Genomic DNA, 18,924 nt, shown 5'->3' with positions numbered 1-18,924 from the left:
TGCGCGGGGTCGGGTACCTACTGCTCCAGGGTGCTGCACCAGCTTTTCCCACGGGACGTCAGGCCGCTGTAAGGCGGAGCTGTGCATTCGCACCCCTTTCTTTATATACGGACAGAACGGACAGCTGCCGGGGGTGCCCGCGCCACCCCGCCAATGGCACCATGACGCCGTGACTCACGCACGGCAGCACCAGAACCGCGTCCCCCTCCAGGTCGTCGCCCACCGCGGAGCGTCCGAGGACGCACCGGAACACACCCTGGCCGCCTATGTGAAGGCCATCGAGGACGGCGCCGACGCCCTGGAGTGCGACGTCCGGCTGACGGCCGACGGCCACCTCGTCTGCGTCCACGACCGGCGGGTCGACCGCACCTCGAACGGCCGGGGCGCCGTGTCCGCGCTCGAACTCGCGGACCTCGCCGCCCTCGACTTCGGCACCTGGAAGGGCCGGGACGACTCCGGCGAAAGCCCCGACCGGGAAAACCCCGCCTCCACGTCCGTCCTCACCCTGGAGCGGCTCCTGGAGCTGGTCTCCGACGCCGGGCGCCGGGTCGAGCTGGCCATCGAGACCAAGCACCCGACGCGCTGGGCGGGCCAGGTCGAGGAGAAGCTGCTCCAGCTCCTCCAGCGCTTCGGCCTGGACGCGCCCGCGTCCCCCGCCGAGTCGCCCGTACGCGTCATGAGCTTCTCGGCCCGTTCCCTGCACCGGATCGCCGCCGCCGCGCCGACGCTGCCCACCGTCTCGCTCGCCCAGTTCGTCTCTCCCCGGCTGCGCGACGGCCGGCTCCCCGCGGGCGCGGCCATCGCGGGTCCGTCGATCCGGATCGTCCGGCACCATCCCGCGGTGATCCTGCGGCTCCAGAAGGCCGGGCACCAGGTCCACGTCTGGACCGTGGACGAGGCCGAGGACGTGGAGCTCTGCGAGCGCCTGGGGGTGGACGCGATCATCACCAACCGCCCCAAGCAGGTGCTCGCCCAGCTGGGCCGCGGCTGAGTTCGGGGCGGCCCGGGACGACGCAGGACGGCTCGAAGAAGCCTCTCCCCTCGCTCCTTTCCCTTGCGCCACAAGGGGCAACAGCCCTTGCGGGGTGTGCACCGGCGCGTTCCTTGCGTACGCGATCGTCACGAGTGCGTCATCCCACGCTGATTGGCCGGTTTCCGGTCCAGGCCATTGGGGCATCCACACGGTGGCGTGGGGCAAAGGAGGTCTCGGGGGTGGCGTTGGTGGTGGCACAGGAGGTGCCCACGTCGTCGAGCATGGCCGTACCCCATGGCCCTGCGGGCGTGGGTGAGGCGCGACACCGGATGCGGGACGAGCTGTACCGCAGCGGGGTGTCCGAATCGGTCGTCGACGACGCGGTACTGATCCTTTCCGAGCTGCTCAGCAATGCCTGCCGGTACGGCAGGCCGCTGGGTCACGCGGAGCGGGGCGAGGGCGATGTACGGGCGGCCTGGCGGGTCGACCCGGCGGGCGGCCTGCGGGTCGAGGTGACCGACGGGGGCGGCCCGACGCGGCCCGTCCCGTCGACGCCCTCGGTCACCGCACGCGGCGGCCGCGGGCTGAACATCATCGGGGCCCTGGCCCAGGACTGGGGCGTGCGGGACAGCGCGACCGGCGAGGTCACCGTCTGGGTGGTGGTCACCGAGGGACACCGCCGCGAGGACTTCGCGGCGCGCGTCGGCGGTGGCCCGGGACTCGGCTTCCTCGACGCGTACGAGGATCTGGTGGACTGACGGCCGGCGGACGGCGCCGGGACGAAGAGGGCGTTCGGGTACGACGTACCCGGGCGCCCGTACGTCTTCCCGGCCCCGGGGTGCCGCCCCGCCTGAGCGGCCCCGGCGCCCGGTGCGGCTAGGCTCGCGCCCGATACCGCACGTACCAGCACGCAACAGCAGGCACACCGCACAGCTGCGATCGGGAGAAAGCCACACCATGGCCAAGAAGCGCCCCCAGACGAAGGCCGGCAAGGCCGGCCAGGCACAGGTCACGAGCGGGGAGATCCCGGTCGTCGGCGCGCGCGAGCCGTGCCCGTGCGGTTCGGGCCGCCGCTACAAGGCGTGTCACGGCCGGGCCGCCGCGCACGCCGTGACCGAGCTCGTCCAGCGCCCCTTCGAGGGCCTGCCCGGCGAGTGCGACTGGGTCGCGCTCCGCGAGCTGGTGCCGGCCGCCACCGTGCCGCTCACCCTGAAGGGCGGGCTCCCCGAGGGCGTGCCGTCCGTGACGCTCGCGACCGTGCTGCCGATGGCGTGGCCGGCGCTGCGCCGCGACGACGGCTCCGTCCTGCTCGCCCTGCAGAACGACTCCACCTCCGGCGACCTCGCCCGCGACCTCGCCGACACGCTCCAGCGCGCCCTGGAGACGGAGCCGGGCAGCCCGGTGCCCGCGCGCCGCGTGCCGGCGGAGGGCCCGCGCCTGCAGGAGCTGCTGGACGCGGACGCCCCCTTCGCGCCGGAGGTCCACTCGGGCTTCGAGTTCTGGATCCCGCAGACGAAGGACGGCGCCGACCCGGAGGTCGCGGCCTCCCTGGAGCGGGCCAACGCGGCCGCGATCCCGACCGTGAAGCTGACCGGCGTCGACTCCGCGTACTGGTGCGAGACCCCGGACAAGAACCACCTGCGCTGGGTCATGCCGCACCCGGAGGAGAAGCTCCTCGACGCGCTCGCCCGCCTCCAGGCCGGCGAGGGCACCTCGCTCGGCGCGGACACCCGGCTCGTCGGCTCCTTCCGGGCCCACGGTCTGATGGTGCCGGTGTGGGACCTGCCGACGTCGATGACGGCCGAGGAGTGCGAGAAGCCGGCGGCCGCGTTCGCCGAGCGGCTCGCCGAGGCGCTCGCCTCGGACGCCCCGCTGACGGCGGAGGAGCGCCGGGCGCGCGGCGGCCTCACGAACCGTCAGGTGACTCTCAGCTGATACCCCAGGTGGTATCGGTGACTGACAGACCGACCAGTCGGTGACTTCTGCCACAAGGTGGGTCCGCGGGAGGGTAAATCCCTGTCCGAATAACCGAGATCGAATTTGCGAACAGCAGATCTCTTGTTACCGTTCTTGAAGCCCGGTCGCTGGTGCATCCCCCGTCGCCAGCGACCGGGCCTTTCCATGTCCGCTTCCGGCAGGTCCGGAGCGTCCGACGTTCAACTTCCCTCCCCGTCCGCCGTGTTGCTTCCGGCGCGGAGCAGCAGCGGAGTGGTGCCGCCCTCGCCGGATCCCGCGAATTCCGCGACCGCCGTATAGGCCGTGACCACGCCCCGAGCGCGCTCCCTGGGCGTTTCACAGGTTCCGGGTTCGTCCTGCGCCGGGACGGGACAGTCCACTTGTACGGTCCGCCCGGCGGGGCCCATGAGGGTCAGAAACGCGTCGAGCTGCCGGCCCGTGGCGTTCCGGTAGTAGGTGCGCGCCCAGACGTCGGGACCCTCGCCCAGGACGCAGGTCTGCGCCTCGGCCCCCTCGGGAGAGGCGAGTTCCGGCCCACAATGCGTGACGCGCTCGGGAGCGACCGGGGCCTTCGGGGCCGGGGAAGCGGTTGCGGGGGCGGGGGACGCCGGTGTACGGGGGCGCGGACCGAGACCTAGTCCGCTCAGCAGGTCCCCGGCCTTCGCGTCGCCCTCGGCACCCGTGCCGGCCGGCCGTACGGGCTCCCCCGTGGGCCGTGCCGTCGCGACGAGGGGCAGCAGGACGGCGACCGTGACGGCGGCCCCGAGTCCGACCACGCGGAGGTTCACCGGGCTCATGGGACCCACCTGCTCCTGCTCGGCTGGAGATCTTGGACGGTGGGGTGAACATAGCGGCGGGGCCGGGGCGCCCGGCCGGCCGCGCGCCCGTTTCCCGTACAAGTCGGACCAGGACACACCCGTTCGGGTGAACGACCCCGCCCCCGACGGAGGACACCGGCCGCACCACCCCCAGGGCAGAACTCAGTACGCCAGTCTGCTGCCGCCGCCCGGCGTGCTCGTGCTCGCCTCGACCAGGGCGTCGACCACCGCCTCGACGTCGGGCAGCCAGGGCCTGGCCGAGCCCGCGAGCGGGGCCCGCTCCCAGCGGACCTGCCCGGTCCCCGCGACCGACGGGGGCAGCAGCAGATAGCCGCCCTCGCCGTGGAACCGCAGCGAGCTGGGCACGCCGTCCTTCGCGTACAGCAGCTCGCCCAGCCGTTCGAGGCCGTACGGGGCGACGAGGATCGACCACCGGGTCGGGGTCGCCACCACCGGGCCGAGCCGCATGCCCCTCGCGTCGAGGGCGGCGAGCGCCCGCGCCCCCGCCACCGCGGGCAGGCTGACCGCGCAGGGAGCGCCGCCGCCGGTGGCCAGCACCACCGGGGCGTCCGGGCGCCGGGTCCACCACCAGCGGATCATGCGCTCGTCCGTGGTGGCCGCGAGCAACCCGGGGTCGTAGGGGTGCGCGCCGGGCACCACGCAGTCGGGGTCGGGACAGGAGCAGGCCGCTCCCGTGGCCGTACGAGTCGTCGCTCTCAGGCTCGCGCCCGGCAGGACGGGCCAGTTCCATTCGACCGCGAAGGCGACCGCGGCGTCGAGCCGGGCGGTCCTCTCCTTGCGCCGGAACCGGAGCCTGCGTCGCCTTCCGAGGATCTCGCGCATGAGCGCTCGTTCCTTTCCGTTGAACGCCGAATCCACATCACACCATGTGCAGATCTCTTCACCGTGCGTATCAGCGCGTGCCGGGACGGCGGGGTGCCGGACCGCGGGAGAGCGGTGCGGACCGGGCCGGTGCCGGGTGGATCCCGGGTGAACCGGGTGGAGCGAGGTCGGAGCCGGAGCGGGCAGAACACGTTCCCCGCCGGATCGGTGGCGGGTTGCGGCCTGCGGCGAGTGGGACGCCGGGGTTCCGCGTCACGTTCCGGGACAGCGTCAACTGCCCCTGCCTGTCACCGATTACGTACCCAGCACGCTTCGGATGACGCGCTTTCAAACGACGCCAGTCGACCGCAAAAGGTGCACACCGGGGGCAATTTTCAGCCAACTTCCCGCGCACTTCAACCCCTGTGCACGACCTCACGGACACCACAAGTCCCATGGGGACAATGCTGGACATCGTTCCTCTCGTGCGTGTACATGTGGAGGCATCGAGCGGCTCAGAATGACATGGGGGTTTGCGATGCTATGGCGTCAAACGCACCGGTCGGAAAGCCGACTGACATGAGCGTCCCGCACATGCCGAAAGTGGCCGGAATCGATTCCACGATTCCCGGGCCCCCGCACACTACGTCGCCCCTCCCCGGGGTCCCCGCGGCCGCGGGTCCCGCCGACGCGGCCCTCCCACCAGGTGTCCTGATCCAGGACCGGCTCGCCTCCTGGGTCTCCGACCTCACCACCCTCCACGAACTCACCGAGCGCCTCATCAGGACCGCCTCCCTCGACGGGGCCCTGCGCGAGGTGCTCGGCGCCGGTGCCGCCCTCGTCGGCGCCCGCCGCGGCATGGCCGTCCTCGAACCGGCCGACGGCCACGGCCCCACCAGCACCATCGGCCTCGGCCTCGCCCACTCCGACCTCGGCACCATCGAGACGATCCCGCGCGGCACCTCCAGCTACGGCCGCCTCCTCGACGGCCTGCCCGATCCCGGGCACCCTGAGCGCGTCCCCGATCCGATCGCCATCCGTGACGTCCGTACGGAGGAGGGCCTCGACCCGCGCCACCGCGAGGTCGCCGCCCGCCTCGGCTACGCCGCCAGCTACGCCCTGCCCCTCGCCACCGAGGAGACCGGCCGGCTCGGCGCGGCCGTCTGGCTCTACGACGAGCCCGCCGAACCCACCGACCGGCAGCGCCACCTCATCGGGCTCTACGGCCGCTTCGCCACCGAGCACCTCGCCCGGCTCCTCCAGGTCGAGCGCGCCCGCGCGCAGGTCTCCACCGTCGCCGAGGAACTGCTCCCCAGCCGCCTCCCCCGCGTCCCCGGGGTCCAGCTCGCCGCCCGCCACCGCACCGGCCCGCTGGGCGGCGGCGACTGGTACGACGCGCTGCCGCTGCCCGACGGCGCCCTCGGCCTGGCCGTCGGCTCCGTCTCCGGCACCGGACCGAGCGCGATGGCCGCCATGGGCCGGCTGCGCGCCTCCCTCCGGGCGTACGCCGTGATGGAGGGCGAGGACCCCGTCGCCGTCCTCTCCGACCTGGAGCTCCTGCTCCGGCTCACCGAACCCGCCCGCTCGGCGACCGCGCTCTTCGCGTACGCCGAGCCCGCGCAGCGCCGGATCGTCCTGGCCGGCGCCGGACACGCCCCGCCGCTGGTCGTCGGCGACCGCCGCACCGAGTTCGTCGAGACCTCGCTCTCGGCCCCGCTCGGGATGCTCTCCTGCTGGGAGGCACCGAGCGTGGAGCTGTCCCCCGCACCCGGAGAAACGGTGCTTCTCTACACCGACGGGCTGCTGCGCCGTACCGGCGACGCCATGGACCGGGCCTACGCGCGGCTGCACGCGGCCGCCGCGAGCGTGCCGCGGGCCGACCGGGGCGACCCGGGCGCCGTCGCGGACCACGTCCTGCGGACCCTGCTGCCCGGGGGGCTCGACCCGGCCGTGGACGGGGAGGACGTCGTCCTGCTCGCCGCCCGCTTCGACTGAGACGTGTGTAAGCGGAACGTAACTCTCCGGTAAGAGGCCTTCCGGCCCTGTGCCCCCTTCCGTACGACCGTACGATGGTGGGGGTTCAGTGTCGTACCAAGAGGAGGCAGACCCGTGGCCGAGGAGCTCACGCCGGAGACCCCGGAAGAGACCGAAGAGCAGGCGATCAAGCAGCGGAAGAACGGCCTGTACCCGGGCGTGTCCGACGAGCTCGCCGAGAACATGAAGTCCGGCTGGGCCGACACCGAGCTGCACGACCTCGCCCCGATCGCGCAGGCCGGCGAGACCGCCGCGCGCCGCGCCGCGCTCTCCGCCCGCTTCCCGGGCGAGCGCCTGGTGATCCCCGCCGGGAACCTGAAGACCCGGTCGAACGACACCGAGTACGCCTTCCGCGCCTCCACCGAGTACGCGTACCTGACCGGCGACCAGACCCAGGACGGCGTCCTCGTCCTGGAGCCCACCGCCGACGGCCACCAGGCCACGATCTACCTGCTGCCGCGCTCCGACCGGGAGAACGGCGAGTTCTGGCTCGACGGCCAGGGCGAGCTGTGGGTCGGCCGCCGCCACTCCCTCACCGAGGCCGAGCGGCTCCTCGGCATCCCGGCGAAGGACGTGCGCGAGCTCGCCGACGCCCTCAAGGAGGCCACCGGCCCCGTCCGCGCCGTCCGCGGCCACGACGCCGGCATCGAGGCCGCGCTGACCGACAAGGTCACCGCCGAGCGCGACGAGGAGCTCCGCGTCCACCTCTCCGAGGCCCGCCTCGTCAAGGACGCCTTCGAGATCGCCGAGCTGGAGAAGGCCTGCGCCTCCACCGCCCGCGGCTTCGAGGACGTCGTCAAGGTCCTCGACAAGGCCGAGGCCACCAGCGAGCGCTACATCGAGGGCACGTTCTTCCTGCGCGCCCGCGTCGAGGGCAACGACATCGGCTACGGCTCCATCTGCGCCGCCGGCCCGCACGCCACCACCCTGCACTGGGTCCGCAACGACGGCGACGTCCGCTCCGGCGACCTGCTGCTGCTCGACGCCGGCGTGGAGACCACCGAGCTCTACACCGCCGACATCACCCGCACCCTGCCGATCAACGGCCGGTACACCGAGATCCAGCGCAAGATCTACGACGCCGTGTACGAGGCGCAGGAAGCCGGCATCGCCGCGGTGAAGCCCGGCGCCGGCTACCGCGACTTCCACGACGCCGCCCAGCGCGTCCTCGCCGAGAAGCTCGTCGAGTGGGGCCTCGTCGAGGGCCCGGTCGAGCGCGTCCTGGAGCTCGGCCTCCAGCGCCGCTGGACCCTGCACGGCACCGGTCACATGCTCGGCATGGACGTCCACGACTGCGCCGCCGCGCGCACCGAGAAGTACGTGGACACCACCCTGGAGCCGGGCATGTGCCTGACGGTCGAGCCGGGTCTGTACTTCCAGGCCGACGACCTGACCGTGCCGGAGGAGTACCGCGGCATCGGCGTCCGGATCGAGGACGACATCCTCGTCACCGAGGAGGGCAACCGGAACCTCTCGGAGGCGCTGCCGCGCCGCGCCGAAGAGGTCGAGGCGTGGATGGCCGCGCTGAAGGGCTGATCCCCGCGTACGTTGGAACCGAAGGGCCCCCGCCGACCGACCGGCGGGGGCCCTTCCCCCGTCCGGGGGACGTCAGGCCAGAAGCAGCGACGGGCTGTCCCGCCACTTCAGGATCTTGTCGAAGCTGACCACGGCACCGCCCCGGCCCGAGCGGTTGCCGAACTGGACGTGATCGGCCAGCTCCTCGATCAGGCGCAGCCCCCGGCCGTGCTCGGCCTCGTCGGACGGGACCGGGCGAACGGCACGGCCCGGAAACCCCGGACCCGAGTCGGCCACCTCGATGCGACAGGTCTCGCCGTCCAGGTACGCCGTCACGCGGTACGCCTCCGAGGGCGCGCCGCCCGGCACGCGGGAGCCGCCCCCGCCACCGTGCTCGACGGCGTTGGCACACGCCTCGGTCAGCGCGACCGACAGCTCGTACGACACGTCGGGATCGACACCCGCCGTCTCCATCGTGCCCAGCAGCAGCCTCCGCGCCAGCGGCACGCTCGCGGCCTCGCGCCGCAGATGGAGTGACCACCAGATGCTCATGCTCCAGCCTCCCGGCAGCGGCTCGACATACCGTTACCTATTGCCGGAGCGGACACCCCGTAAGCGCCCGGAGGCGTCAAGAGCGCTCGTTCGGCGGATGCAGGCGGCGGGTGCGCCGGTGTATGTCCCCGGGTGCGCCGGTGTACGACCCCGGGTCCGGCGGCGGGTGTCCCCGGGTCGGCGGTGCGTGTCTCCGGGCTCCGCCGCCTATCTCACCGCGAAGACGCTCAAGAACGACCTTCCGGACCTGCCTCATGGCGGTGGGGCGCGTGGTGCGATGATGGGCCCGCCATGACTGCCCCCGCGCTTGCTCCACGGCTGCTGAGGGCCGCGGTGTTCACCGCGGTCTGCGTCGTGCTGTCCGCGTTGGGACACGCCCTCGCCGCCTGCGCGGGCATCGCCCTGTGGACCCTCGTCGCCGGTCTCCTCGGCGTCTTCGGGGTCACCGTCCTCTTCGCCGGACGCGAGCGCTCCCTCGGCTTCGTCGTCGGCGCCCTCGCCGGCGGGCAGCTCGGCCTGCACGCCCTGTTCGGGCTCGGACAGCGGCCGCTGGCCCTCAGCGGCCACGCCGACGACGCCCTCGTCCGGATGGCCGCCCGGCTCGTCTGCGGAGCGGGGACGGCGTCCCTCAGCCCCACCGACGCCACCCGGATCCTCACCGACGCGGGAGTCGACCCGGCCGCACCGCACGCCCACTCCATGGGTCACGCGGCCGCCGTCCCCACGGGTGAGCTGCTGCCCGGGCTGCCGATGCTGCTCGGCCACCTCCTGGCCGCCCTGGCCACGGGCTGGCTGCTGCGCCGCGGCGACCGCGCCCTCGGCCGTCTCGTCGAGCTCTCCGAACAGGGCGCGACCGAGCTCGCCGAGTGCGCCCTCGTGCGCTCCCTGCGGGCAGCTCTCCGCCTCGTACGGGCCCTGCTCGCCGGTCTGCCGGCGGCACCGCGCACGGGACCGCGGCGGCTCCTGCGGGCACCCTCCGACTCCTCGCCGCCGCCGGTGGCCGAGGCACTCCAGCACACGGTGATCAGGCGCGGCCCCCCGGCCGCCGACTGCGTCCTCGCAGCCTGACGCGGACCGCTCACCGCTCGACGGGAGTGGGCCGCGCCCGTCCGCACGCCCGCGCGGGACCCCTGTCCCCCGGCGCGCCGGACTTCCACGTCCTGTGATCCTCTCCGAGCTGGAGTGTCTTCTGCCATGAGCGTTTCCCGTGTCTCCGCCGTCCGCACCGCCCTCGCCGGCGGTATCGCCCTCTCCTCCGTGCTGCTGCTCTCCGGCACCGCCTTCGCGCACGTGAGCGTGCAGCCGCAGGGCGAGGCGGCCAAGGGCGGCTACGCGACCGTCAACATCAAGGTCCCGAACGAGCGCGACAACGCCTCCACCGTGAAGCTGGAGGTCAACTTCCCGCTCGACCACCCGCTGGCCTCCGTGATGCCGCAGCCCATCCCCGGCTGGAAGGCCGAGGTCACCAAGAGCAAGCTCAGCAAGCCGCTGGAGCTGCACGGCAAGAAGATCAACGAGGCCGTCTCCAAGGTCACCTGGACCGCCGACGGCTCGAAGATCGGCCCCGGCCAGTTCCAGCAGTTCCCGCTCTCCCTCGGCCAGCTGCCGGAGGACACCGACGAGCTGGTCCTCAAGGCGATCCAGACGTACGACAACAAGGAGGTCGTGCGCTGGATCGAGGAGCAGAAGGACGGCGCGGAGGAGCCGGAGAACCCGGCCCCCGTCCTGAAGCTCTCCGCCGCCTCCGCCGACCACCACGGCGGCGGCGCCGCTCCGTCCGCCTCGGCCGCGACGGACGAGAAGGCCGGCCACGACGAGAAGGCGGGCGACCACGAAGAGGCCGCCGCCGACTCCTCCACCGACACCACGGCCCGTGTCCTCGGCGTCGTCGGCATCCTCGTCGGCGTCGCCGGCGTCGCCTTCGGCGTCCTCGCCGGCCGCCGCCGCTCGGCCTGACGGCCGCACCCTCACCCGATATCCGGAAGAAGCACCATGTCTGAACAGAAGACGTCCGGGGCGGCACCGGCCCGCCCCGGGCGGCGCACACCGCTGGTCATCGCCGCCGTCGCGATCGTGGCCGCCCTCGGCATCACCGCCGCGGTCGGCCTCGGCGGCAACGACGACAAGCCCTCGGGCTCCGGCTCGACCGTCGCCGAGGTCTCGGGCGGCAACGACTCCACCAAGGCCGCGACCGTCCTCGACCGGCCGTTCACCAAGCCCGCGCTCGTCCTCACCGACACCAAGGGCGAGAAGTACGACCTGCGCGAGCGCACCAAGGGCAAGCCGACCCTCATCTACTTCGGCTACACCCACTGCCCCGACGTCTGCCCCATGACGATGAGCAACATCGCCATCGCCAGGAAGCAGCTCCCCAAGGCCGACCAGGACAAGCTCCAGGTCGTCTTCGTCACCACGGACCCCGAGCGGGACACCTCCGCCGAGCTCGCCAAGTGGCTGCCCGCCGCCGGCGACGCCTCCTTCACCGGTCTCACCGGCGACTTCTCCGCCATCCAGGCGGGGGCCCGGCAGATCGGCATCGGCATCGACCCGCCGACGAAGGACAAGGACGGCAACGTCGTCTCCATGCACGGAGCCCAGGTGATCGCGTTCTCGCCCACCACCGACCAGGGCTACGTCCTGTACGGCGAGGACACGAGCATCGACGACTACGCCAAGGACCTGCCGAAGATCATCAAGGGGGAGAACCCGTGACCCGCCGCACCACCGTCCTGTCCGCCGCCGTGGCCCTCGCCGCCGCCCTCGCGCTGACCGGGTGCTCCTCGGACGCCGACGGCTCCTCGGCCGACGGCAAGCCGAAGCTGGAGGTCAGCGGCGCCTTCATGCCGCAGCCGGTGATGGACATGGCCGGCGGCTTCCTCACCATCAAGAACGACAGCGGCGCCACGGACCGGCTCACGTCCGTCACCAGCCCGCTCTCGGACGACATCACCCTGCACGAGACGAAGAACCAGAAGATGCAGCAGGTGAAGTCCTTCGACATCCCCGCGAACGGCGAACTCTCCCTGGCACGTGGCGGCAACCACATCATGTTCATGGAGCTGAAGAACAAGCCCAAGCAGGGCGAGAAGGTCAGCATCGAGCTGCACTTCGAGAAGTCCGACCCCATCAAGGTCGACGTGCCCGTCGAAGCACCCGGCCACAACCCGCAGCAGCACTGAGCTCGTTGACGGAGTGACACACAGATGACAACCACCGCCCCGCGCCTCGGCAACGCCCTGGCCCGGCTGCTGATCCTCGCGGCCGCGCTGCTCGGCACGCTGCTCGCCGGCGCCGCCCCCGCCTCCGCGCACGCGGCGCTCACCGGCAGCGACCCGAAGGACGGGGCGGTGGTCGCCACCGCCCCCAAGGAGGTCAACCTGACCTTCTCCGAGCAGGTCGCCATGAGCGCCGACGCCATCCGGGTCCTCGACCCGGCGGGCCGCCGGGCCGACACCGGCGAGATACGCGACCTGTGCAGCGGCTCCGTCGTCCGGTACGGCGTGGAGCTCCGCGCCGGACTGCCCGACGGCACGTACACCGTGGCCTGGCAGGCCGTCTCGTCCGACAGCCACCCCGTCGCCGGTGCCTTCACCTTCTCCATCGGAGCCCCCTCCACCACGTCCGTCGCCCTGCCCGACCAGGCGGCCGGCGGCGGTCTCGTCGGCACCCTCTACGGCGTCGCCCGCTACCTCTCCTACGCCGGGTTCGCCGTCCTCGTCGGCGGCGGCGCCTTCGTCCTGGCCTGCTGGCCGGGCGGCGCGAGCGTCCGCGCCGTCCAGCAGACGGTCGTCCGCGGCTGGCTCACCCTCACCGGCGCCACCCTGGCGCTGCTGCTCCTGCGCAGCCCGTACACCGGCTCCGGAAAGCTCGCCGACGCCTTCGACCTGGCGGGCCTCAAGGCCGTCCTGGAGACGAAGACCGGCGCCGCGCTCACCTCCCGGCTGCTGCTGCTCGGCGCGGCCGCGCTCTTCGTGGCCGTCCTCTTCGGCGCCTACGCCCGGCGCACCGACCCGAAGGAGAAGAAGGACCTCGCCTTCGGACTCGGTCTCGGCGGCACCGTCGTCGCCGCCGGCATCGCCGGGACCTGGGCCCTGGCCGAGCACGCGTCGACCGGCATCCAGCCCGGTGTCGCCATGCCCGTCGACATCCTGCACCTCCTCGCCGTCGCCGCCTGGCTCGGCGGCCTCACCGTGCTGCTCGTCGCCCTCTACCGGGCGCCGTCCGTCGAACGCTCCGCCGTCGAGCGCTTCTCCAAGGTGGCCTTCGGCTCCGTGGCGGTCCTGGCGGCCACCGGGCTCTACCAGTCCTGGCGCCAGGTCGGCTCCTGGTCCGCCCTGACCGGGACGCGGTACGGCCAGCTGCTCCTGGTCAAGATCGGCCTCATGGCGGTCCTCATCGGCATCGCCTGGATCTCCCGCCGCTGGACCCGGCGCCTGGCGGACCCGACGCCGCGCGAGGCGGAGACGACGGACGAAGAGACCGGCGAAGAGACAGCCGAAGAGACCGACGAAGCCACCGCCGAAGGCACCGACGAGAAGTCAGCGGCCTCCGGGTCCGAGACCTCCGGCACTTCCGAGACCTCCGAGACCTCCGAGACCGTCGACCCCGCGCGGGCCGCGCAGCTCGCCCGCCAGCGCGCCGCCGTCGCCACCGCCACCCGCAAGCGGGAGCGGGACGCCGACCCCGAGCGCGCGGGTCTGCGCCGCTCGGTGCTGACCGAGGCCGCCGTCGCCGTCGTCCTCCTCGCCGTGACCACCGTGCTCACCTCGACCGAGCCCGGCCGCACCGAGGAGGAGGCCGGGCGGTCCACCTCCGCCTCCGGCCCGGCCGCCGTCCCCGACCGGCCCGTCGACATCCGGCTGCCCTTCGACACCGGCGGCGTCGACGGCAAGGGCGTCGTCCGTCTGAGCCTCGACCCCGGCCGCACCGGCGCCAACGCGCTCCACATCTTCGTCGAGCGCCCCAACGGCAAGCCGCTGGACGTCCCCGAGATCAAGGTCGCCCTCACTCTGGAGGCGAAGGACGTGGGCCCGCTGCCCGTCGCCCCCGACCGCATCCAGACCGGCCACTGGAGCGCGAGCGGCGTCCAGATCCCGATGCCGGGCGACTGGAAGATCCAGGTGACCGTCCGTACCTCCGAGATCGACCAGACCACCATCGACAAGAACGTGAAGATCGGCTGAGCCACGTGACCGACAGCGACAACATCGAGCTCTCCCGGCGGCGCCTGCTCGGCACCGTCGGCGCGGCGGGCGCGGCCGGTCTGGTCGCGGGCGCGGCCGGCGGCGCCGGGATCTCCGCGGCCCTGTCCGGCGAGGACACCGCGGGGGCCGGCGGCTCCCCGGCCCTGACCACCGTCGGCTCGACCGCGGTGATGTTTCACGGGAAACATCAGGCGGGCATCACCACCCCCCTGCAGTCCCGCGGCCATCTGGTCGCCTTCGACCTCGCCCCGGGCGCGGGTCGCAAGGAGGCCGCCGCCCTGCTGCGCCGCTGGTCGGCCACGGCGAAGGTGCTGATGGCGGGCAAGGCACCGACGGAGGACACCGGGGTCGCGCTCGACGCGGGCCCGTCGTCCCTGACCGTCACCTTCGGCTTCGGCCGTACCTTCTTCGACCGCACCGGGCTCGCCTCGCGCCGCCCCTCCGGTCTGGATCCGCTGCCCGCCTTCTCCGCCGACGCCCTGGACCCCCGGCGCTCGGAGGGGGATCTGTGGGTGCAGATCGGCGCCGACGACGCGCTCGTCGCCTTCCACGCGCTGCGCGCGGTCCAGAAGGACGCCGGGGACGCTGCCCGGGTGCGCTGGCAGATGAACGGCTTCAACCGCTCGGCCGGCGCCACCGCGAAGCCGATGACCGCCCGCAATCTGATGGGCCAGGTCGACGGCACGGGCAACCCGAAGCCCACCGACCCCGACTTCGACCGGCGGATCTTCGTCCCGGCCGGGGCCGGTGGCTCGCAGGAGTGGATGGCCGGTGGCTCGTACGCGGTGGTGCGCCGGATCCGGATGCTGCTCGACGACTGGGAGAAGCTGCCGCTGGACCGGCAGGAGAAGGTGATCGGGCGCCGGAAGTCCGACGGCGCCCCGCTCACCGGCGGCTCCGAGACCACCGAGCTCGATCTGAACAAGATCGGGCCGGACGGGAAGACGGTCGTCCCGGACAACGCCCACTCCCGGATCTCCGCCCCCGAACAGAACGGCGGGGCGGCGATGCTGCGCAGGCCGTTCTCCTTCCACGACGGGATCGGTCCGGACGGGACGCCGGACGCGGGCCTCCTCTTCGTCTGCTGGCAGGCGGACCCGCTCAGGGGCTTCGTGCCGGTCCAGCGCAAGCTCGACCGGGGTGACGCGCTGTCCGCGTTCATCCGCCACGAGGCGAGCGGGCTCTTCGCGGTCCCGGGCGGTCCCGCGGAGGGCGAGTACGTGGGCCAGCGCCTCCTGGAGGCGTGACCACCAGGACGGACGGACCCGGAGCGGGCCGGGGCCGCGTGACCACCACGACGGACGGACCCGGACCGAGCCGGGGGCCGGTCGGAGAGCGCCCCCGTCCGAGTGGTGAGAGCCCGCGCTCGGACGGCGGCCCGCGGCGGCGCCGACCATTAGGGTGACGGTATGTCCGCCACCCGGTACACCTATCTCGGCCCCGAGGGCACCTTCACTGAGGCGGCTCTGCGCACGCTGCCCGAGGCCGCGACGCGGGAACTCGTCCCCATGGTCTCGGTCCCGGCCGCCCTCGACGCCGTACGGAACGGTGAGGCCGCCGCCGCGCTCGTCCCGATCGAGAACTCGGTCGAGGGCGGGGTGACGGCGACCCTGGACGAGCTGGCCTCCGGCGAGCCGCTGATGATCTACCGCGAGGTGCTCCTCCCGATCGCCTTCGCGCTGCTCGTCCGGCCCGGGACCAAGCTCTCGGAGATCAAGACGGTCACGGGTCATCCGGTGGCCCAGCCGCAGGTCCGGAACTGGCTGCGGGCGCACCTGCCCGAGGCGGTGTGGGAGTCGGCCGCCTCCAACGCGGACGGGGCCCGGCTGGTCCAGGAGGGCCGGTTCGACGCCGCCTTCGCGGGGGAGTTCGCGGCGGCGACGTACGGCCTGGAGGCTCTGGTCAAGGAGATCCACGACGCGGAGAACGCCGAGACGCGCTTCGTGCTCGTGGGCCGTCCGGCCCGGCCGGCGGCCCCGACGGGCGCCGACAAGACCTCGGTCGTGCTGTGGCTGGGTGACGATCATCCGGGTGCCCTCCTCGAACTGCTCCAGGAATTCGCGGTGCGCGGGGTGAACCTGATGCTGATCCAGTCCCGGCCCACGGGGGCGGGGATCGGGAACTACTGCTTCGCCGTGGACGCCGAGGGCCATATCTCGGACCGGCGGGTGGGCGAGGCGCTGATGGGCCTCAAGCGGATCTGCCCCAAGGTGCGGTTCCTCGGCTCGTACCCGCGGGCGGGCGTCGCGGTCGAGGACGTGTCGCCGCTGCGGCGCGGGACTTCGGACGGGGAGTTCATGGCGGCCTCCGACTGGCTGGCGAGGGCCCAGGACGGTCGGGCCTGATCCGAGGATGACCGAACGCTCCCGGAGCCGGGAGCGTTCGTCCACAGGTACGAACCACTAGTCCTACCTGCATACTTTTCAGTTACCCACAGAGGTTATCCACAGGCTCAGGCCAGGCCTGGGGACAAGTCGACACGGTGCCGAGACAAGGTCGACAAATCACCCCACTCACCCCCCGCCACTCCGTGCGCCATCCACAGCGCCGTGCTGACGCCCTCGTCAGCGGCCCTCTGGAGACCCACTCGTTGGAGCGAGCAATTCCCACCCAAATGAGTGCGTCAATGGCGTTTGATCACGGAATTCCCAGGCACCATGAGGGAAATCCACGCACCCTTCCCCGTAGTCCACAGATCTTCCGCACAGCCTGTGGATAAGTGAATGCGGCGGCCTGACCAACGTCATTTCCCTTGATCTCAATTCGGGCAAAACAACACGCGCACCCTTATCCGGTGGGGGCGGGGGAAGACGCACCGGTAGCCTGGTGGGGTGATTGACCTTCGCCTGCTCCGTGAGGACCCCGACCGTGTTCGCGCCTCCCAGCGCGCCCGTGGAGAGGACGTCGCGCTCGTCGACGCCCTGCTCTCCGCCGATGAGCGGCGCAGGTCGTCCGGCGTCCGCTTCGACGAGCTCCGATCCGAGCAGAAGGCGCTCGGCAAGCTGATCCCCAAGGCCACCCCCGAGGAGCGCGCCGCGCTCCTCCAGAAGGCCGAGCAGCTCAAGACCGACGTCAAGGCCGCCGAGGCCGAGCAGAACGAGGCCGACGAGACGGCCAAGCAGCTGCTGCTCCAGCTCGGGAACATCGTCCACACCGACGTCCCGGTCGGCGGCGAGGAGGACTTCGTCGTCCTCGAGACGCACGGCACCATCCGCGACTTCGCGGCCGAGGGCTTCGAGCCCAGGGACCACCTGGAGCTCGGCGAGGCGCTCGGCGCCATCGACGTCGAGCGGGGCGCCAAGGTCTCCGGCTCGCGCTTCTACTACCTGACCGGTGTCGGCGCCCTCCTGGAGCTCGCCCTGGTCAACGCGGCGATCGCGCAGGCCACCGAGGCCGGCTTCATCCCCATGCTGACCCCGGCGCTGGTCCGTCCGCGCGCCATGGAGGGCACCGGATTCCTCGGCCAGGCCGCGGAGAACGTGTACCACCTGGAGAAGGACGACTACTACCTCGTCGGCACGTCCGAGGTGCCCCTCGCGGCGTACCACATGGACGAGATCATCGACGCCGACAAGCTGCCGCTGCGGTACGCGGGCTTCTCGCCCTGCTTCCGCCGCGAGGCCGGCACGTACGGCAAGGACACCCGCGGCATCTTCCGCGTCCACCAGTTCGACAAGGTCGAGATGTTCTCGTACGTCGCGCCCGAGGACGCGGAGAACGAGCACAAGCGCCTCCTGGACTGGGAGAAGCAGTGGCTGACGTCGCTGGAGCTGCCGTTCCAGGTCATCGACGTCGCCACCGGTGACCTCGGCTCCTCCGCCTCCCGCAAGTTCGACTGCGAGGCGTGGATCCCGACGCAGGGCAAGTACCGCGAGCTGACCTCCGCGTCGAACTGCGACGGCTTCCAGGCCCGCCGCCTCTCCGTCCGCATGCGCGAGGAGAAGGACGGCAAGAAGACCGTGCAGCCGCTGGCCACCCTGAACGGCACGCTGTGCGCCGTACCGCGCACCATCGTGGCGATCCTGGAGAACCACCAGCTCGCCGACGGTTCGGTGCGGGTGCCCGAGGTCCTCCGCCCCTACCTCGGCGGCCGTGAGGTCCTGGAGCCGATCGCCAAGTGAGCCCCTTCCCCTACCGCCTGGTCGCGACGGACCTCGACGGCACGCTGCTGCGGGCCGACGAGTCCGTCTCGGACCGCACGCGGGACGCGCTGGCCGCCGTGACGGCGGCGGGCGCCGCGCACATCGTGGTCACCGGCCGGGCGGTGCCCTGGACCCGGCACATCCTCGACGACCTCGGCTACGAGGGGATCGCGGTGTGCGGGCAGGGCGCGCAGGTCTACCACGCCGGTGAGCACCGGCTGCTGACCTCGCTGACCCTGGACCGGCAGCTCGCGGGGCTCGCCCTCTCCAAGATCGAGGCGGAGGTGGGCCCCCTGGCGGTGGCCGCCAGCCGTGACGGTCTGGACGGCGAGGTCCTGATGGGTCCCGGTTACCGGGCCCAGGGGGGACCGCTGCCGTACGTTCCCTACGAGGACCCGGCGGAGCTGTGGTCGGCGCCGCTGACCAAGCTGTACATCCAGCATCCGGAGCTGGGCGACGACGCTCTGACCCGGCTCGCGCGCGAGACGGTCGGCGGGCTCGTGGACGTCGTCATGGCGGGCCCCGGCATCGTGGAGATCCTGCCGCTCGGCCTGAGCAAGGCGACCGGTCTGTCGCTCGCGGCGCGCCGGCTCGGCGTGAAGGCCGCGGAGACGATCGCCTTCGGCGACATGCCGAACGACATTCCGATGTTCGGCTGGGCGGCGCACGGCGTGGCGATGGGCAACGCGCACGAGGAGCTGCGGGCGGTGGCGGACGAGGTGACCGCCTCGAACGAGGAGGACGGCATCGCGGTCGTCCTGGAGCGCCTGCTGTCGGCCTGAGCTGCTGAGACCCGGACGAGGGGGCCCCCCCCCCCGCGGGGGGGGGGCCGGGGGGGGGGGCGCCCGGCGGCGGGGGGGGGCGGGGGGCCGCGCCGGGGGCGCGGCGGGGCGGGGGGCCGCCGCCGC

At 72.6% G+C, this 18,924-nt stretch carries 16 protein-coding genes; 14 read left to right on the top strand and 2 right to left on the bottom strand.

Features of this window, described 5'->3' with window-relative positions:
- Window positions 1–169 precede the first annotated feature (169 nt).
- The 3 genes from ACFV2S_RS12675 to ACFV2S_RS12665 all read left to right on the top strand — a co-directional run bounded on the left by ACFV2S_RS12675 (window position 170) and on the right by ACFV2S_RS12665 (window position 2,908).
- The gene (locus tag ACFV2S_RS12675; protein ID WP_385557023.1) at window positions 170–991 is read left to right on the top strand and encodes a glycerophosphodiester phosphodiesterase; all 822 of its coding nucleotides are present in this window, start codon (window positions 170–172) and stop codon (window positions 989–991) included.
- 134 nt (window positions 992–1,125) lie between these two features.
- Window positions 1,126–1,731, top strand: coding sequence for an ATP-binding protein (locus ACFV2S_RS12670; protein WP_383794872.1), 606 nt, complete (start codon window positions 1,126–1,128; stop codon window positions 1,729–1,731).
- 199 nt (window positions 1,732–1,930) lie between these two features.
- Window positions 1,931–2,908 carry a DUF5926 family protein gene (locus ACFV2S_RS12665; protein ID WP_385557019.1) on the top strand — a complete coding sequence of 326 codons (978 nt, stop codon included), beginning with the start codon at window positions 1,931–1,933 and terminating at the stop codon, window positions 2,906–2,908.
- Between the two features lie 1,001 nt (window positions 2,909–3,909).
- Here the strand turns inward: ACFV2S_RS12665 and ACFV2S_RS12660 are convergent.
- Window positions 3,910–4,590: a bifunctional DNA primase/polymerase gene (locus ACFV2S_RS12660; protein ID WP_385557016.1), complete on the bottom strand. Its 681-nt coding sequence runs from the start codon at window positions 4,588–4,590 to the stop codon at window positions 3,910–3,912.
- 522 nt (window positions 4,591–5,112) lie between these two features.
- On the opposite strand from ACFV2S_RS12660, the gene ACFV2S_RS12655 reads away from it, so the two are divergent.
- Together ACFV2S_RS12655 and ACFV2S_RS12650 are read left to right on the top strand one after the other, a co-directional pair.
- On the top strand, window positions 5,113–6,564 hold the full coding sequence (locus ACFV2S_RS12655) for a PP2C family protein-serine/threonine phosphatase (protein ID WP_385557013.1): 1,452 nt from the start codon (window positions 5,113–5,115) through the stop codon (window positions 6,562–6,564).
- A gap of 114 nt (window positions 6,565–6,678) precedes the next feature.
- Window positions 6,679–8,139, top strand: coding sequence for an aminopeptidase P family protein (locus ACFV2S_RS12650; protein ID WP_385557010.1), 1,461 nt, complete (start codon window positions 6,679–6,681; stop codon window positions 8,137–8,139).
- 72 nt (window positions 8,140–8,211) lie between these two features.
- Here the strand turns inward: ACFV2S_RS12650 and ACFV2S_RS12645 are convergent, their stop codons facing one another.
- Window positions 8,212–8,670, bottom strand: coding sequence for an ATP-binding protein (locus ACFV2S_RS12645; protein ID WP_383794892.1), 459 nt, complete (start codon window positions 8,668–8,670; stop codon window positions 8,212–8,214).
- Between the two features lie 291 nt (window positions 8,671–8,961).
- Here ACFV2S_RS12645 and ACFV2S_RS12640 point away from each other — a divergent pair, with 291 nt between their 5' ends.
- The 9 genes from ACFV2S_RS12640 to ACFV2S_RS12600 all read left to right on the top strand — a co-directional run bounded on the left by ACFV2S_RS12640 (window position 8,962) and on the right by ACFV2S_RS12600 (window position 18,798).
- Window positions 8,962–9,738, top strand: coding sequence for a hypothetical protein (locus ACFV2S_RS12640; protein WP_385557007.1), 777 nt, complete (start codon window positions 8,962–8,964; stop codon window positions 9,736–9,738).
- A 126-nt stretch (window positions 9,739–9,864) separates the two neighbouring features.
- Window positions 9,865–10,626, top strand: coding sequence for a YcnI family protein (locus ACFV2S_RS12635; RefSeq protein ID WP_385557004.1), 762 nt, complete (start codon window positions 9,865–9,867; stop codon window positions 10,624–10,626).
- Window positions 10,627–10,662: 36 nt separating this feature from the next.
- A complete protein-coding gene (locus ACFV2S_RS12630) occupies window positions 10,663–11,382 on the top strand; it encodes an SCO family protein (protein ID WP_385557001.1) in 720 nt (239 codons plus the stop codon).
- Complete coding sequence (locus ACFV2S_RS12625) at window positions 11,379–11,849, top strand: copper chaperone PCu(A)C (RefSeq protein WP_385556998.1); 471 nt, start codon at window positions 11,379–11,381, stop codon at window positions 11,847–11,849. The genes ACFV2S_RS12630 and ACFV2S_RS12625 overlap by 4 nt, the downstream gene beginning before the upstream one ends.
- Window positions 11,850–11,873: 24 nt before the next feature.
- Complete coding sequence (locus tag ACFV2S_RS12620) at window positions 11,874–13,853, top strand: copper resistance protein CopC (protein ID WP_385556995.1); 1,980 nt, start codon at window positions 11,874–11,876, stop codon at window positions 13,851–13,853.
- Window positions 13,854–13,858: 5 nt separating this feature from the next.
- Window positions 13,859–15,121: an iron uptake transporter deferrochelatase/peroxidase subunit gene (gene efeB / locus ACFV2S_RS12615; RefSeq protein ID WP_385556992.1), complete on the top strand. Its 1,263-nt coding sequence runs from the start codon at window positions 13,859–13,861 to the stop codon at window positions 15,119–15,121.
- Window positions 15,122–15,283: 162 nt separating this feature from the next.
- Entirely contained in the window at window positions 15,284–16,219 is a 936-nt protein-coding gene (gene pheA, locus ACFV2S_RS12610) for a prephenate dehydratase (protein WP_383794908.1), read from the top strand.
- 486 nt (window positions 16,220–16,705) lie between these two features.
- Window positions 16,706–17,995, top strand: a complete 1,290-nt coding sequence (gene serS, locus ACFV2S_RS12605; RefSeq protein ID WP_385556990.1) for a serine--tRNA ligase — start codon at window positions 16,706–16,708, stop codon at window positions 17,993–17,995.
- Window positions 17,992–18,798 carry an HAD family hydrolase gene (locus ACFV2S_RS12600; RefSeq protein ID WP_385556987.1) on the top strand — a complete coding sequence of 269 codons (807 nt, stop codon included), beginning with the start codon at window positions 17,992–17,994 and terminating at the stop codon, window positions 18,796–18,798. The genes serS and ACFV2S_RS12600 overlap by 4 nt, the downstream gene beginning before the upstream one ends.
- Window positions 18,799–18,924: the final 126 nt, after the last annotated feature.

The organism is Streptomyces sp. NPDC059695 (assembly GCF_042733785.1).
Classification (GTDB): Bacteria; Actinomycetota; Actinomycetes; order Streptomycetales; family Streptomycetaceae; genus Streptomyces.
This window is presented reverse-complemented; position numbering and strand designations above follow the sequence as displayed.

Excerpts from the sequence above, each read along its gene's own strand:
- ACFV2S_RS12655 (WP_385557013.1), top strand. The coding sequence starts at position 5,113 with ATGGCGTCAAACGCACCGGTCGGAAAGCCGACTGACATGAGCGTCCCG.
- ACFV2S_RS12630 (WP_385557001.1), top strand. The coding sequence starts at position 10,663 with ATGTCTGAACAGAAGACGTCCGGGGCGGCACCGGCCCGCCCCGGGCGG.
- ACFV2S_RS12640 (WP_385557007.1), top strand. The coding sequence starts at position 8,962 with ATGACTGCCCCCGCGCTTGCTCCACGGCTGCTGAGGGCCGCGGTGTTC.
- pheA (WP_383794908.1), top strand. The coding sequence starts at position 15,284 with ATGTCCGCCACCCGGTACACCTATCTCGGCCCCGAGGGCACCTTCACT.
- ACFV2S_RS12645 (WP_383794892.1), bottom strand. The coding sequence starts at position 8,670 with ATGAGCATCTGGTGGTCACTCCATCTGCGGCGCGAGGCCGCGAGCGTG.
- ACFV2S_RS12635 (WP_385557004.1), top strand. The coding sequence starts at position 9,865 with ATGAGCGTTTCCCGTGTCTCCGCCGTCCGCACCGCCCTCGCCGGCGGT.
- ACFV2S_RS12620 (WP_385556995.1), top strand. The coding sequence starts at position 11,874 with ATGACAACCACCGCCCCGCGCCTCGGCAACGCCCTGGCCCGGCTGCTG.
- ACFV2S_RS12660 (WP_385557016.1), bottom strand. The coding sequence starts at position 4,590 with ATGCGCGAGATCCTCGGAAGGCGACGCAGGCTCCGGTTCCGGCGCAAG.
- ACFV2S_RS12665 (WP_385557019.1), top strand. The coding sequence starts at position 1,931 with ATGGCCAAGAAGCGCCCCCAGACGAAGGCCGGCAAGGCCGGCCAGGCA.